Raw genomic sequence first — 13,913 nt, 5'->3', positions numbered from 1 at the left:
TAGTTAATGATTCATGGTAACATCTTTATGTTATAGTTTATAGCACCTAAACTGCTATATGCTACAACCGCACAAGACAGGTTCCTTAAAGGCATTTTATGTCTACCTCGTTTTTGGCGAGTCTTAGTAATTAAGAGGAGGTGCAAGTATGTACGCAATTATCGAAACAGGTGGAAAACAAATTAAAGTTGAAGCTGGTCAAGCAATCTACATTGAAAAATTAGATGTTGAAGCTGGTGAAACTGTTACTTTTGACAAAGTTCTTTTCGTTGGTGGCGAAAACGTGAAAGTTGGTAGCCCAGTTGTAGAAGGTGCAACAGTTACTGCGAAAGTTGAAAAACAAGGTCGCGCTAAGAAAATCATCGTTTTCAAATACAAAGCGAAAAAGAACAATCGTAAGAAACAAGGTCATCGTCAACCTTACACTAAGCTAGTAGTTGAAGCTATCAACGCTTAATTCTGGTTAAGATGATTAAGATTACGATAAGTCGCACGAAACTAGGAAGTATCCAATCATTTAAAATGACTGGACATGCCAATTATGCGCCACATGGACAAGACCTTGTCTGTGCTGGAACTACAGCGGTCGTGTTTGGTTCTATAAATGCAGTGGAAGAACTTTGTAAAGTGCAGGCAACTATTGAACTCGGAAGTGATGGCGGATTCTTGACGTATGAATTGCCTAATGATTTAGACGTTCATGCAGCAGAAAAAGCACAAATACTTTTAGAAGGATTGGTTGTTTCGCTTAAGACGATTGAACTTGATTACGGAAAGTATATCCGTTTAATAGAAAAAGTGCAGGAGGTGTAACGTATGTTAAGATTAGATCTTCAGTTTTTCGCATCTAAGAAAGGTGTAGGTAGTACAAAGAACGGTCGTGACTCTCAGTCAAAACGTCTTGGTGCTAAACGCGCAGATGGTCAAACGGTTTCAGGTGGTTCAATTCTTTACCGTCAACGCGGTACAAAAATTTATCCAGGTGTTAACGTTGGTCGTGGTGGCGATGACACTTTATACGCGAAAGTTGACGGCGTAGTACGCTTTGAGCGTCTTGGTCGTGACCGCAAACAAGTGAGCGTATATCCTGTTGCTCAAGAAGCATAAGAACTCACGGAAAACTCTAACCTGAGTGCAGGTTAGAGTTTTTCTATATTAAGGGGTATCTAAATGAATGAAAAATGGACAATTATAGATGCGTTGCGCCATTCAAGACATGATTGGCTCAATCGTTTGCAGATGGTTAAAGGAAATCTTTCCCTTGGAAAAGTGGAAGAGATTCATAGGCTCATCGATCGTTTTGTCCAAGAAGCGAGACAAGAATCCAATCTGATGGGGCTATCAATGCCTTTATTTTCAGAGTGGATTTTAACATATAATTGGAAACAGCAACCGTGCTTATTGGAGTACGAAGTATTAGGGAAATTACATAACTTATCTCATCTAGATGAGACTGTATGTACATGGGCGAATCAGTTTTTCTTAATGCTTCAGCATAGTTTAGACGTATATGTTGAAAATTATGTTTGTATCACAATTGAATGTGACGCGGAGAATGCTCGTTTCTTTTTTGATTTTCGTGGAAAGCTAACGAATGTAGAAGAACTACAGAACTGGCTTGCGAACCAAAACAATAAATGGTATTCCATTTCTTATACAGTACGAGACGAAGAAGTCTCAGTTATATTACAACTAATCGAAAAAAGTGTGGTGAAATAATGTTTGTAGATCAGGTCAAGATATATGTAAAAGGCGGCGACGGTGGTAACGGAATGGTTGCGTATCGACGTGAGAAGTATGTACCTAAAGGTGGCCCAGCAGGTGGCGACGGTGGTAAAGGTGCAGATGTTGTTTTTGTTGTTGAGGAAGGCTTACGTACATTAATGGACTTCCGCTACCAACGTCATTTCAAAGCTGATCGCGGTCAGCACGGAATGAGTAAAGGTCAGCACGGCCGTAAATCTGAAGATTTAATCGTAAAGGTTCCACCAGGAACAATAGTGAAAGATGAAAAAACAGGTGAAATTCTTGCCGATTTAGTAACGCATGAACAAACAGCTGTAATCGCAAGAGGTGGCCGTGGTGGCCGTGGTAACTCACGTTTCGCAACAGCGACGAACCCAGCGCCAGAAATCGCTGAGAACGGGGAACCAGGTCAAGAACGTGATGTCACGCTAGAACTTAAAGTGCTAGCAGATGTTGGACTTGTTGGATTCCCAAGTGTAGGTAAATCTACATTATTATCTGTTGTATCATCAGCGCGTCCGAAAATTGCAGAATATCACTTTACAACAATCGTTCCGAATCTTGGTGTTGTTGAAACTGGTGATAACCGCAGCTTCGTTATGGCTGACCTTCCTGGACTAATTGAAGGCGCACACTCCGGCGTTGGACTTGGACACCAATTCTTACGTCATATCGAACGTACACGTGTAATTGTGCACGTTATCGATATGTCTGGTTTAGAAGGGCGTGAGCCATATGAAGATTATGTCACAATCAATAATGAACTAAAAGAATACAATATGCGTTTAACTGAGCGTCCACAAGTTGTTGTTGCAAACAAAATGGATATGCCAGATGCAGAAGAAAACTTACAAGCATTTAAAGAGAAATTGGGAGACGAAGTGAAAATTTTCCCAATCTCAGCTGTAACGAAACAAGGTGTTCGTGACTTACTATTTGAAGTAGCGAACTTATTAGAAACAACACCAGAATTCCCAATGTACGATGATGTAGAAGAATCTGAAGCAAGTGTAATGTACAAATTTGAATCTGAAGCTAATTTTGAAATTACACGCGAAAGTGATGGTACATTTGTCATTTCTGGTTATGACATTGAGAAAACATTCAAGATGACAGACTTCTCACGTGATGAATCTGTACGTCGATTTGCTCGTCAAATGCGTGGTATGGGTATCGATGAAGCCCTTCGTGCACGTGGTGCAACAGACGGAGATATTGTGAAAATTCTTGAATATCAATTTGAATTTATCGATTAAGACTGCCGAAATATGGCGGTCTTTTTTTTTATCCCACTATTTGCGAGTAGTAAGACTCCCACCTCAAAATTCGGCTGAAGCAAAGAAGTTAGGTGGGAATCGGGCTACTAGTTAAAAAATAGTGAAGATAGGAAAAAATCCCCACTAATTAAATTTTCAATTTATAATAGAAAAAGAAGTGATTTTAGAAGAATATTTTATGGGGAGTAAAAGAGCATGTATAAAATATTAATTGTAGAAGATGATGAAAAAATTGCAGAAATATTAGAGGAACATTTAGAAAGGTATGGATATCAATCTTTCAGAGTAAGCGATTTACGTCATATAAAAGATGAGTTTGTAAAAGTAAGTCCTCATCTTGTGTTACTTGATATTAATTTACCGTATTTTGATGGCTTCTACTGGTGCCGCCAAATCCGCACTGTATCGAATGCGCCAATTATTTTCGTGTCTGCAAGGACAGGGGAAATGGATCAAGTGATGGCGATTGAGAATGGCGGGGATGATTATATTACAAAGCCGTTCCATTTAGATATCGTAATGGCAAAGGTGAAGAGTGCACTTCGCCGTGGGTATGGTGAATATGCTTTGGCCGCGGAAAGTGACTGTTTAGGTGTTAATGGATTGTTATTATTCCCATCACAGCACACAGTAGAGTGGAAAGGGCAACAAACTGAACTTACAAAAAATGAATTTTATTTATTAGAATGTTTAATGAAACAAGCGAATCAATACGTAACACGTGAAGAGCTATTAGAAGCCCTATGGGATGAAGTAGCTTTTGTTGATGATAATACATTAACCGTAAATGTAAAGCGCGTAAGGAAGAAATTAGAGGAGCTAGGCATTAAAAATGCAATTGTAACGAAACGCGGGTACGGTTATGCGCTTCTTACAGAGTGGGGCGAAGGGCATGAAGGTTAAAAGCTACCTCATAGACCGTTTTTCCTTAATCCTTTCTTATATTGTAAGTCTTTGTTTATTTGGGCTCGTATTGCAGTTGCAAAGTCTTTTAGAAAAGAGATCAATCGACTGGAGTACGTGGTTATATGGCCTTTTATTAGGGACAGTTGTATTTGCTGTATACCTCATTTATGATTACCGAAAACGAAGTGTATTTTTAAATAGAATAGAAAAATATGTTGCTGGCGGAAATACATTACACGACTCTTTACTTATTGATACTTCTTATACGGCAGAGCAAGAAATGGTCGTTGAAGCGTTCACGTTGCTAAGGCAGCAATATATGAATGAAATTCATAAACAGCATGCGAAAGAGCAGCAGCAAATGATTTTTATGAACCAATGGATTCATCAAATGAAAACACCGGTATCTGTTATTGAATTATTGCTACAGAAATATGGTAAGGAACATCGTGAAGCAAGGGGAACGGTTGAAAGTATTCGTGAAGAAAATAACCGTATTTTAAATGGGTTAGATTTAGCGTTACATATGGCAAGGTTAGATCAGTTTTCGAAAGATTATAAAGTAGAAGTAGTAAATGTTATAGATGTCATTCGAGGCATTATTAATGAAAATAGAAAGTCGTTCATTCAATCTTCTGTATTTCCGAAAGTGATGTTTGAAGAAGATACTTGTATGGTTGCATCTGATAGAAAATGGCTGAGTATTGCTATAGGTCAAATTGTTGTAAATGCAATTAAGTATACGAAAATTTCAGAAGCAGAGAAAAAAGAAATTCAATTTCAAATTGAAGAGAAAAATCAAAAGGTGTTACTACATATTAAGGACAATGGAATCGGTATTCCAGAGCAAGATGTAAAGCGTATATTTGATCCGTTCTTTACGGGAGTAAACGGCCGTAAAACGAGGGAAGCAACTGGAATGGGTTTATATATTACGAAGGAAATTTGCGGTAATTTACATCATGGAATTTATGTACAATCAACAGAAGATGAAGGGACAACATTTACGTTCCAATTTGCAAAAGATGAAGAATATCATACATTAATGAGGAAAATGACAAAATTGTAAGATAACAAATGGTTTTGTAAGGGAAATCACTCGTTTCTTTTTCTTATTTTTCTTATAGTAAATGTAAGAAGAAAACACATAGGGGGATTAGAAATGAGTGTTCTTGAAGTAAAAGGGTTAACGAAGGTGTACCAATCGAAAGGTTCAGTAGCGACGACTGCTTTAAATGATATAAATTTTAAAATTGAAGAAGGCGAATTTGTAGGAATTATGGGGCCTTCAGGGAGCGGTAAAACAACGCTTTTAAATTTATTAGCGACAATTGATAAGCAAACTTCAGGTCATGTGCTTGTAAATGGTGAAGAAATTAATCAAATGCGTGCTGCAAAATTGGCGGAATTTCGCCGTACACATTTAGGATTCATTTTCCAAGATTTCAACTTACTTGATACGTTATCCATTAAAGAAAATATTATTTTGCCGCTTGTAATGGCGAAGAAGTCTGTAAAAGAAATTGATGCGAAAGTACTTGAAATTGCGAAGTTTTTAAATATCGAAGAAATTTTAAATAAAAAAGTATACGAAGTATCGGGAGGACAACAACAACGTGCAGCTGCTGCAAGGGCGATTATTCATGAACCGACGTTAATTTTAGCAGATGAGCCAACTGGAAACTTAGATTCTAAGTCAGCTAAATCATTAATGGGAGCACTTCAAGATTTACATGAGCAAAAGAAAGTGACAATTGCAATGGTAACGCACGATCCAGTAGCAGCTAGTTATTGCGAACGTATCCTTTTCATACGTGATGGAGAGATTTTCTCAGAAATACATAAAGGAAGAACGAAGCAAGCCTTTTTCCAAGAGATTTTAGACGTACTTGCGATGCTAGGGGGGGAATATCATGAACTTTCGCCAGCTCGCGCTTAATAACGTAAAAGGAAATTGGCGTAATTATAAAGCGTTTCTTATTAGTAGTTGTTTATCGATTGTCGTATTTTTTATGTATGCTTCCTTCATTTATCATCCAGATGTCGTAAGCGGTAATATTAGTATGAAGACGATGATTACAAAAGGGTTAGAATCGATGAATTATATTGTAGTCATCTTCTCAGCACTCTTTATTTTATATGCGAATTCAACGTTTTTACGAGCAAGAAAAAAAGAATTCGGCTTATTAACGTTAATAGGCGGAACGAAATCTCAACTTGGCCGAATGATTATATTAGAGCAATTGATGTTAGGTAGTATTGCGATTGTAGTAGGTATTGGTATTGGAATGCTTTGCTCAAAACTGTTTTTCCAAGCACTGAGTGTATTACTGAAAATTGACAAAACACTTCCGCTCGTATGGAATAGTAAAGCAGTTCTTATTACAGCGGGTATATACTTTATTCTCTTCTTAATCCTATCGCTGTTTAGTGTTTGGACAGTAGGACGCTTGCAAATTATTGATTTATTAAGGGAAGCTAGAAAACAAAAAATAGAGCCGTTTGCATTTACATGGTTATGTGTAGCAGGAATAGGATGTATTATTGCGGCGTATGTCCTTTGTTTCCAAGTAACAATTATGAATTTTATAATGTATTTCTTACCAATCGTCGGACTGACAATTGGAGGAACGTATTTACTATTTACACAAGGTAGTACAGTCGTATTAAAAGCATTGCAAAAAAGAAAACAATCATTTTATACATATCCAAACATGTTCGTCCTTAGCAATCTTATTTATAAAATGAAAGATAATGCTCGTTTTTTATTTGTTATTTCTATCATTACGGCAGTTGTTTCTTCAGCAGTTGGCACCCTTTACGTATATTTTGAAAATATGAGTGCGAAAACGGTAGAGCTTACGCCGCATGCTATTTCATATGAGGAAAAGGGGTTAAATACGCATAGCCTTATTAATGAAGAAAAAGTACAGGAGATTGTAAAAAGAAACGGGTTTGAAGATGCTCGAAAAGTAACTTACGTAAAACTACCTGCAACGCAGAAAGTAACGTTCTTAAACAGTGAACATGAAGTACCAATGACGATTATTTCAGAAAAAGAATATAATGCGGAAGTGCGTAAACAAAAGAGAGAGCAAGTTACAGAGGTTCATAATGCACCAGGTAGCGCAACAATGGTTGTGGTTGATATGGCAAATGAATTTATGAAGATAGATCGTACGGAACCGTATGAATTTAAAATTAACGGACAAAAGCAGTCTGTTCAATTAAATGAGCCAACGGCGTATTCTGTTTTTAATGATGGCGAATATCTCGTTGTAAATGATCAAGATTTTGAGAAATATGAAAAGATCGTACCAGATGAAGAAAAGACGAAATATTATGGTTATTATATTGAAGATTGGAAGAGTACTGAAGACCTTGTGCTAGATTTAAAAAAGGAAATTGCACCAGAAAAGCAAGGGGAATTGAGAAACTCAGTGTTTGCTTATAAAGATATAAGAGAAGGTGGAGCAATTACAATGTTCATCGGCTTTTTCGTAGCGGTACTGTTTTTCTTCTTCGCTTGTAGCATGACATACTTTAAATGGTTTAATGATAAAGAACAAGATCGTATTCAATTTAAGTCATTAAAAAGAATTGGTATGACAGATAAAGAAATTCGTAAAATTGCAATTCGACAAATGGGTGTTATCTTCTTTATCCCAATTTTAATTGGTGCGATTCATAGTGGATTTGCTCTTCATACGTTAGGGAAAATGCTTTATATTGATTTATGGAAATCAGGTGCGATTGTAATTGGAGCATACATTTTAGCTTCTGCCATTTACTTTATGATCGCTCAAAGAGGATATTTAAAACACGTAAAAAGCTAGGGAAACCTCTAGCTTTTTACGTGTGTAGTAAGTTACAGGAGGACGGTAGATGAACATTAGGCAACTAGCGATGCAAAATATAAAGGGGAATTGGCGTAATTATAAAGTATTTTTCTTAAGTAGTTGTTTTGCAATATTTGCTTCTTATGCATATATGTCTGTAATTGTACATCCGTATATGCAAGAGACGATGTGGTATCAAAACGTACGCTGGGGACTTATCGTATGTAATGTTATAATTATTTCTTTTTTCGTCGTATTTATTTTGTACTCTACTTCTATTTTCATAGAAGCACGTAAGAAAGAATTAGGACTATATATGTTAATGGGAGCGACGAAGTCTAACGTAATAGGAGTGATTATGACCGAGCAAATGTTAATCGGGATTTCCGCTAATATTTTCGGTATTGGGCTTGGCATGATCTTTTTGAAACTCTTTTTTATGGTATTTAGCATGTTACTTCGCCTTCCGAAAGAACTCCCTGTCATGTTTGACGTGAGAGCGATTGGTGTAACGTTTGTTACATATATGGTCGTTTTTATTGTCTTATCTTTTATAAGTGCTTTACGTATATGGAATATAAAAATCATTCGGTTATTAAAAGAATTTCGAACAGATAAACGAGAGAGGAAAACATCAAAGTGGCTTTGTTTATTCGGTTTCGCTTGTTTAGGGACAGGATATGCGTTAGCGCTACAAACGACAATGCCAACGATAGCATTATACTTTTTTCCTGTTGTTATACTAATCTCTTTTGGAACGTATTTTTCTTTTACACACGGTGTTACACAAATATTAGAAATGATAAAACGAAATAAAAAGATTATGTATACATATCCGTATTTATTTATAGTGAATCAATTGTCACATCGAATGAAGGAAAATAGTCGCTTTTTCTTTCTGTTGTCTATGGCAACAACGTTTGTCGTTACGGCGACAGGTACGGTGTTCTTATATTTTTCTAGCATGCAAGATATGTGGCGTGGCGGAGGAGTACACTCATTTTCATACATAGAAAAAGGTACTTCTGCTCATGAAGTTTTCGAGAAAGACAAGGTTGAAAACTTATTACATCAATATGGATATGATGATTTTCAATATATGAGTTTTGTTGGAGTGTATGCATCCTTTCAGTCCAATAAGGGAGAAGCAACAATAGCACCGCTTATAAGGGAAAGTGAATACAATCAAGAGGCAAGAAAACAAAAACAGAAAACGTATCATCCTAAAAAAGGAACAGCCACACTTATTTATTATAATATGTACAATCATTCGAATGTATATAATCAAAAAGAGATTCAATTGCAAGTAATGAATCAAACGTATCAATTCGTATTTAACGGTCAGAAAGAAGGGGTACAATTTAACTATCACCCTTCATACATTAATGGTCTGTTTTTCGTCATGAATGATGAAGATTTTAACAGTATAGCAAATACAATTCCGGATTCTGAAAAAATGATATATAGAGGCTACACATTACCAAATATCGAAAATACAAAGAAATTAAATGCAGATTTACGGAAACATATGAAACAAGATACAAATGATGCATTTCGAAGTAATATGGAGTTCTATGTAAATATGAAAGAAGGCGGTGATATTACTCTATTTGTAGGCTCGTTCATTAGTATATTATTCTTCCTTACTTCATGTAGCATCGTATATTTTAAATGGTTTCATAATATTGCATCGGATCGGAAGCAGTACGGAGCACTCTCTAAACTTGGAATGACGAAGGAAGAAGTGTGGAAGGTTTCTCGTTGGCAATTATGTATGCTATTTTTTGCGCCAATTATAGTAGGAAGTATGCATAGTGCAGTTGCGTTATATACATTTCATAATACTGTCTTTATGGACGGTTCATTAAGAAAAGTAGGCTTGTTTATTCTGTATTATATCGCTGCATGCACCATTTATTTCTTCTTTGCTCAAAGGGAATATAAGAAACATTTAGACTAGCAAATGCTAGTCTTTTTTAAATATTCGAAATTTACATAGAAGAATATAAAAAAGTATGGTATAACAGTAAGAAAACGAAAAAGAGGGGAAAAGACGATGATTCGAGTAGGGTATTTAGGACCAGAAGCAACATTTACAAATATGGCGGTGAGTCGTTTTTTTCCGGAAGCAGAGCATGTACCGTATCGAACGATTCCTGATTGTATAGATGCAGCCGCAAATGAAAGTGTAGATTATGCAGTCGTACCACTAGAAAACGCAATAGAAGGTTCGGTGAATATAACGGTTGATTATCTTGTACATGAGCAGCCGCTTTCTATTGTAGGGGAAATTACAGTGCCAATTCAGCAACACTTACTTGTGCATCCGCAGTATGCAGAAGTGTGGAAAGAAGTATATGCAGTGCATTCTCATCCACATGCTATTGCACAATGTCATAAGTTTTTAAATGAAGAATTAAAAGGGATAACCGTCCGAGATATGACATCAACCAGTGCAGCTGCGCAATATGTGAAAGAACATCCTGAAGAAAAAATCGCCGCCATTGCAAATGAAGCAGCGGCAGAAAAATACGGATTAACAATTGTAAGGCATGACATTCATACGCACAAAAACAATCATACGCGTTTCCTTGTTCTGCATAAGAAAAAGAAAGCAGTACTCCCGAACAACGGAGAAAATCGCGGGGAGAAAACGACGCTTATGATAACGTTACCTGCGGATTATGCAGGAGCGCTATATCAAGTGTTATCAGCTTTTGCATGGAGAAAATTAAACTTATCAAAAATCGAATCTCGCCCGATGAAAACAGGTCTTGGAAATTACTTTTTCTTAATCGATGTCGACAAAGCATACGATGACGTATTATTGCCAGGTGTAACGATGGAACTTGAAGCACTCGGTTTTTCTGTTACTGTGCTGGGGAGTTATTCTTCTTATTGGTTGTAAGAAGCGGGGAGGCTGTTAAACTTGCTTGAAACGAAACGTTGTTTATTAGACACAGTTCATAAATTAGATTACGAAAATATAAGAGAACTATATTTAAATGAAGAAGTGAGAAAATATCTTGGTGGACCGCGTGAAGAAGAGTCGATTAGAGATGTTTTGAATGATATGTTGCATCCTGAAGAAAACTGTTGGTATTGGATTGTTAAGGAGAAGAAAACAAAAGCGTTTTTGGGAGTAGTATCGCTCGACCTAAATGATGTTAATCAGGATATTGAAGTATCCTATCAATTTTTGCCGATGTTTTGGGGAGCTGGCTATGCAACAGAAGCTGTTCAAGCAATAATTCAGTATGGTTTTCAGGAATTACATTTATCAAAAGTAATTGCAGTAACACAAATGGCCAATATACCTTCACGTAAGCTTTTAAAACGGTTACGTATGAAGTTAATCCAAACGTATTATCGGTTTGGCGCAGAGCAAGCAGTCTATTCTATTGAAGCAAGAGATGCAATATTGATAGATTAATAAAATCCCACCTATAAAAGGTGGGATTTTTTATTTTAACTTCACAAGCCGATCCTCTAACTGACCACGCCAAATATCAGCTAGTTCTGGTACAGCAAGAATCTTCTCAATGCCATCTTTATCTTTCTTATTATGAAAATAAATTTCGTTAGAGAACAAAACAGATACATTGTTTGATGGACGCTCTAGTAATGTAATTTTAGAATCTTTACGCACAGTACCTTCCTGAAGAACACGGCATAAGTAGCCAGTATATCCAGTTGCTACAATACGTGGCAATATGCCAGGAATACTGAGGCGTTTTGAAATTGTGCTACAAGGTACGCGAGCTTGTGTTACTTGAATGATTGCTTCGCCTAGTTGATATGTATCTCCGATGCATACATCACGCTCTAACATATTTGTTACCGTAATGTTTTCGCCAAATGTGGAAGCTGGGAGCGTTGTTTGAAATTCTTTTTCCCATAGTGCGTAATGTTCATATGGATACACACAAACAGCACGATCAGGCCCGCCATGATGCTTTAAATCTGCTACATCATCACCACGGAAGCCGTCTTTTGAGAGAAAAGCTTCTTCTGTAAGTTCTTTACATATACCAGTAATCATTTCTTTATCTTCGCCATATTTCATTTGTTTCGGTTTACCGGTGCTAAAGTGAACGAGTTCGATTCCCATATTTAATCCCCTTTATAATTGTTTACAATATTATAACATTTACAAAAATAAAGCACAGAGTATGATAAAAAACTCTGTGCTTTATATTAATAAACGAGAAATCCAGCTCGATCTAGTGCATCACAAGCGGCATCTAATTTCTCTTTAGAATCTGCTTCGATTGTATGTAAGTGAATACCATCTGTTAGTTGCGACAGATAGGAAGCGTTTGTGTTTTCGATTTTTTGTAAATATTGCTCTACATCAAAGCGATTACTTACCATAATCGATGCTGTTAAGTCGCCGTATACAGGATGCTCAACTTTTACGTCTTTAATTGTAACGCCGTGGTCAACTAACATGGTAAGTTCTTGACGTACTTCGGCTGGTTTATGTTGGCATACGATTACGCGTTCAAAAGCTTGTTGTCTTGTTTGTGGTTTTAAATATAAATACCCTTGTGCAGTTGCAATAATTGGTTCATTTCGTGCTTTTAGTAAGGAAATGTCTTGAACGATAACTTGCCTACTTACGTTTGTCTTTTTAGATAGCTCATTCCCTGATAACGGTTCATTTGCAGCAAGAAGCCACTCGAGGATGAGTTGTCGTCTTTCTTCGCCTAAAATCTTTTTTTGATCATTTTGTTTCATTATGATTTAACACCTCTATAAAATTGATTTCCAATTGTGTGTAGTGCATGAATAGTTGTATCAATTTGTTCTTTCGTTGTGTGATGTCCGAAAGAAAAGCGGACATATTGTTTTGCCTCTTCATACGTTTTTCCAATTGCAAGCATTGTTTTTGAAGGGTCTTGTTTACCGACTTGGCAAGCACTTCCAGTTGAAATGGCTATACCATGACGGTTACATTCTAACATTGTATACTGACCTTCTATTCCTTTTATTGTAACCCCAATAATATGTGGTAAACAAGAAGTAGAATGTCCTTTCACTTCAATTTCTAGAGGAAGTGTTTGTAATTGCTTTAAAAAATAAGATCGTAATTGTTTAAAACGAAAGCTCTCTTCCTTTTGATTCTTTAATATATGCTCTGCGGCTGTTAAAAAAGCAGCGATCCCAGGAACGTTCACTGTACCAGGGCGAAAGCCTTTTTCATGAGAAGTTCCAGGGAATATTTGTTCCCAGCGAACTTGCGGATTTATATAGCAAGCTCCAACTCCTTTTGGTCCGTATATTTTATGGGCTGAAACAGAGAGACTATCAATCTCCATCGCTGTAACGTCTATTGGAAGTTTACCAAACGTTTGAACACAATCCGAATGAAATAAAACATTATATTTTTTTAAAAGTGCTCCAATCTCTGCAATGTTTTGAACGGTCCCGATTTCAGAGTTTCCATGCTGTATACTTGCTAGAACAGTATTTTCCGTAATAGCTGCTTCTAAATCTACTAAATGAATTATCCCGCTTTTATCAACTGGAATCTCAGTAATAGTATAACCTTGCGATTGTAAGGAGTGAAAATAACTTCGAATCGATGCGTGTTCCATAGGTGTCGTAATAATGTGCTTTCCATTTCTAGCATTTAGAAGGGATTGAATCGCAAGGTAGTTAGATTCTGAACCGCCGCTTGTAAAGAATACACCTTGTTCCTTACCCCCAATCATTTCTGCAAATGTTTCTCTACAAACTTGTAATAAAGATGATGCGCTTCCGCCGATATCGTGTAAACTTTGTTCATTTCCGAAATATTTCTTTGCTGCTTCTACATATGTTTCTAAAGCTTCTTCGCTCATAGGTGTTGTCGCTGCATAATCTAGATATATCATCATATAATTTCCTCTCTTCAGTAAGAGTGACATTTGTCCCGCGTTAACGGGCAGTAAGACTCCCGCCTCAAAATTTGGCGAATGCGAGGAAGTTAGGTGGGAGTCGGGCTGCCCGTAAAAGCCCCACTGATTAAAGTTTCACTTTATTTTCGTTTTTAGAATGGTAGTGAAAATAAGAATTGTAAAAAAACTCTTGTCATTATTTTAAAACTATGTAAATATAGGTGTCAAGACAGTTGAAAAGTGTAAAGTAGGAGGCAACAATT

15 protein-coding genes and 1 other annotated feature are annotated in these 13,913 nt (G+C 36.6%); of the genes, 12 read left to right on the top strand and 3 right to left on the bottom strand.

Translation table 11 applies throughout. From position 1 onward, the window contains the following. Window positions 1-55 precede the first annotated feature (55 nt). Window positions 56-134, top strand: a sequence feature (ribosomal protein L21 leader region). 14 nt (window positions 135-148) lie between these two features. The 12 genes from rplU to BWGOE10_RS22200 all read left to right on the top strand — a co-directional run bounded on the left by rplU (window position 149) and on the right by BWGOE10_RS22200 (window position 11,201). Next, complete coding sequence (rplU, locus tag BWGOE10_RS22255) at window positions 149-457, top strand: 50S ribosomal protein L21 (protein WP_000270907.1); 309 nt, start codon at window positions 149-151, stop codon at window positions 455-457. Window positions 458-468: 11 nt separating this feature from the next. Next, window positions 469-813 (top strand): ribosomal-processing cysteine protease Prp, encoded by a 345-nt coding sequence (locus tag BWGOE10_RS22250; protein ID WP_070144990.1) that lies wholly within the window; start codon window positions 469-471, stop codon window positions 811-813. Between the two features lie 3 nt (window positions 814-816). Continuing rightward, window positions 817-1,107 carry a 50S ribosomal protein L27 gene (gene rpmA, locus BWGOE10_RS22245; RefSeq protein ID WP_000944957.1) on the top strand — a complete coding sequence of 97 codons (291 nt, stop codon included), beginning with the start codon at window positions 817-819 and terminating at the stop codon, window positions 1,105-1,107. 63 nt (window positions 1,108-1,170) lie between these two features. Then, complete coding sequence (locus BWGOE10_RS22240) at window positions 1,171-1,719, top strand: sporulation initiation phosphotransferase B (protein WP_070144989.1); 549 nt, start codon at window positions 1,171-1,173, stop codon at window positions 1,717-1,719. Further along, window positions 1,719-3,002: a GTPase ObgE gene (obgE, locus tag BWGOE10_RS22235; RefSeq protein ID WP_070144988.1), complete on the top strand. Its 1,284-nt coding sequence runs from the start codon at window positions 1,719-1,721 to the stop codon at window positions 3,000-3,002. The genes BWGOE10_RS22240 and obgE overlap by 1 nt, the downstream gene beginning before the upstream one ends. Window positions 3,003-3,218: 216 nt before the next feature. Continuing rightward, on the top strand, window positions 3,219-3,926 hold the full coding sequence (locus BWGOE10_RS22230) for a response regulator transcription factor (RefSeq protein WP_002034150.1): 708 nt from the start codon (window positions 3,219-3,221) through the stop codon (window positions 3,924-3,926). Then, window positions 3,916-4,998: a HAMP domain-containing histidine kinase gene (locus tag BWGOE10_RS22225; protein WP_070144987.1), complete on the top strand. Its 1,083-nt coding sequence runs from the start codon at window positions 3,916-3,918 to the stop codon at window positions 4,996-4,998. The genes BWGOE10_RS22230 and BWGOE10_RS22225 overlap by 11 nt, the downstream gene beginning before the upstream one ends. A 93-nt stretch (window positions 4,999-5,091) precedes the next feature. Then, complete coding sequence (locus BWGOE10_RS22220) at window positions 5,092-5,868, top strand: ABC transporter ATP-binding protein (RefSeq protein WP_070144986.1); 777 nt, start codon at window positions 5,092-5,094, stop codon at window positions 5,866-5,868. After that, entirely contained in the window at window positions 5,843-7,765 is a 1,923-nt protein-coding gene (locus tag BWGOE10_RS22215; RefSeq protein WP_070144985.1) for an ABC transporter permease, read from the top strand. Before BWGOE10_RS22220 ends, BWGOE10_RS22215 begins: the two co-directional genes overlap by 26 nt. Window positions 7,766-7,814: 49 nt before the next feature. Beyond that, complete coding sequence (locus BWGOE10_RS22210; RefSeq protein ID WP_070144984.1) at window positions 7,815-9,728, top strand: ABC transporter permease; 1,914 nt, start codon at window positions 7,815-7,817, stop codon at window positions 9,726-9,728. 96 nt (window positions 9,729-9,824) lie between these two features. Then, window positions 9,825-10,676, top strand: coding sequence for a prephenate dehydratase (gene pheA / locus BWGOE10_RS22205; protein ID WP_070144983.1), 852 nt, complete (start codon window positions 9,825-9,827; stop codon window positions 10,674-10,676). A gap of 21 nt (window positions 10,677-10,697) precedes the next feature. Further along, a complete protein-coding gene (locus BWGOE10_RS22200) occupies window positions 10,698-11,201 on the top strand; it encodes a GNAT family N-acetyltransferase (RefSeq protein WP_070144982.1) in 504 nt (167 codons plus the stop codon). Window positions 11,202-11,231: 30 nt separating this feature from the next. Here the strand turns inward: BWGOE10_RS22200 and BWGOE10_RS22195 are convergent, their stop codons facing one another. From BWGOE10_RS22195 to BWGOE10_RS22185, 3 genes are all read right to left on the bottom strand, one after another. Further along, the gene (locus tag BWGOE10_RS22195; RefSeq protein ID WP_070144981.1) at window positions 11,232-11,879 is read right to left on the bottom strand and encodes an MOSC domain-containing protein; all 648 of its coding nucleotides are present in this window, start codon (window positions 11,877-11,879) and stop codon (window positions 11,232-11,234) included. Window positions 11,880-11,965: 86 nt separating this feature from the next. After that, complete coding sequence (locus tag BWGOE10_RS22190) at window positions 11,966-12,508, bottom strand: transcription repressor NadR (protein ID WP_002122754.1); 543 nt, start codon at window positions 12,506-12,508, stop codon at window positions 11,966-11,968. After that, on the bottom strand, window positions 12,508-13,650 hold the full coding sequence (locus BWGOE10_RS22185; protein ID WP_070144980.1) for an IscS subfamily cysteine desulfurase: 1,143 nt from the start codon (window positions 13,648-13,650) through the stop codon (window positions 12,508-12,510). The genes BWGOE10_RS22190 and BWGOE10_RS22185 overlap by 1 nt, the downstream gene beginning before the upstream one ends. Window positions 13,651-13,913 lie beyond the last annotated feature (263 nt).

Origin of the sequence: Bacillus mycoides (assembly GCF_001757995.1) — a bacterium.
Lineage (GTDB): Bacteria > Bacillota > Bacilli > Bacillales > Bacillaceae_G > Bacillus_A > Bacillus_A mycoides_B.
The sequence above is the reverse complement of the archived record's forward strand: the minus strand, read 5'-3'. Positions and strand labels throughout refer to the sequence as shown.

What these genes read in the sequence shown, in the direction of transcription:
- rpmA (WP_000944957.1), top strand. Translation starts at nt 817, where the DNA reads ATGTTAAGATTAGATCTTCAGTTTTTCGCATCTAAGAAAGGTGTAGGT.
- BWGOE10_RS22250 (WP_070144990.1), top strand. Translation starts at nt 469, where the DNA reads ATGATTAAGATTACGATAAGTCGCACGAAACTAGGAAGTATCCAATCA.
- pheA (WP_070144983.1), top strand. Translation starts at nt 9,825, where the DNA reads ATGATTCGAGTAGGGTATTTAGGACCAGAAGCAACATTTACAAATATG.
- BWGOE10_RS22230 (WP_002034150.1), top strand. Translation starts at nt 3,219, where the DNA reads ATGTATAAAATATTAATTGTAGAAGATGATGAAAAAATTGCAGAAATA.
- BWGOE10_RS22215 (WP_070144985.1), top strand. Translation starts at nt 5,843, where the DNA reads ATGAACTTTCGCCAGCTCGCGCTTAATAACGTAAAAGGAAATTGGCGT.
- BWGOE10_RS22220 (WP_070144986.1), top strand. Translation starts at nt 5,092, where the DNA reads ATGAGTGTTCTTGAAGTAAAAGGGTTAACGAAGGTGTACCAATCGAAA.
- BWGOE10_RS22225 (WP_070144987.1), top strand. Translation starts at nt 3,916, where the DNA reads ATGAAGGTTAAAAGCTACCTCATAGACCGTTTTTCCTTAATCCTTTCT.
- BWGOE10_RS22210 (WP_070144984.1), top strand. Translation starts at nt 7,815, where the DNA reads ATGAACATTAGGCAACTAGCGATGCAAAATATAAAGGGGAATTGGCGT.
- obgE (WP_070144988.1), top strand. Translation starts at nt 1,719, where the DNA reads ATGTTTGTAGATCAGGTCAAGATATATGTAAAAGGCGGCGACGGTGGT.
- rplU (WP_000270907.1), top strand. Translation starts at nt 149, where the DNA reads ATGTACGCAATTATCGAAACAGGTGGAAAACAAATTAAAGTTGAAGCT.
- BWGOE10_RS22195 (WP_070144981.1), bottom strand. Translation starts at nt 11,879, where the DNA reads ATGGGAATCGAACTCGTTCACTTTAGCACCGGTAAACCGAAACAAATG.
- BWGOE10_RS22185 (WP_070144980.1), bottom strand. Translation starts at nt 13,650, where the DNA reads ATGATGATATATCTAGATTATGCAGCGACAACACCTATGAGCGAAGAA.
- BWGOE10_RS22190 (WP_002122754.1), bottom strand. Translation starts at nt 12,508, where the DNA reads ATGAAACAAAATGATCAAAAAAAGATTTTAGGCGAAGAAAGACGACAA.
- BWGOE10_RS22240 (WP_070144989.1), top strand. Translation starts at nt 1,171, where the DNA reads ATGAATGAAAAATGGACAATTATAGATGCGTTGCGCCATTCAAGACAT.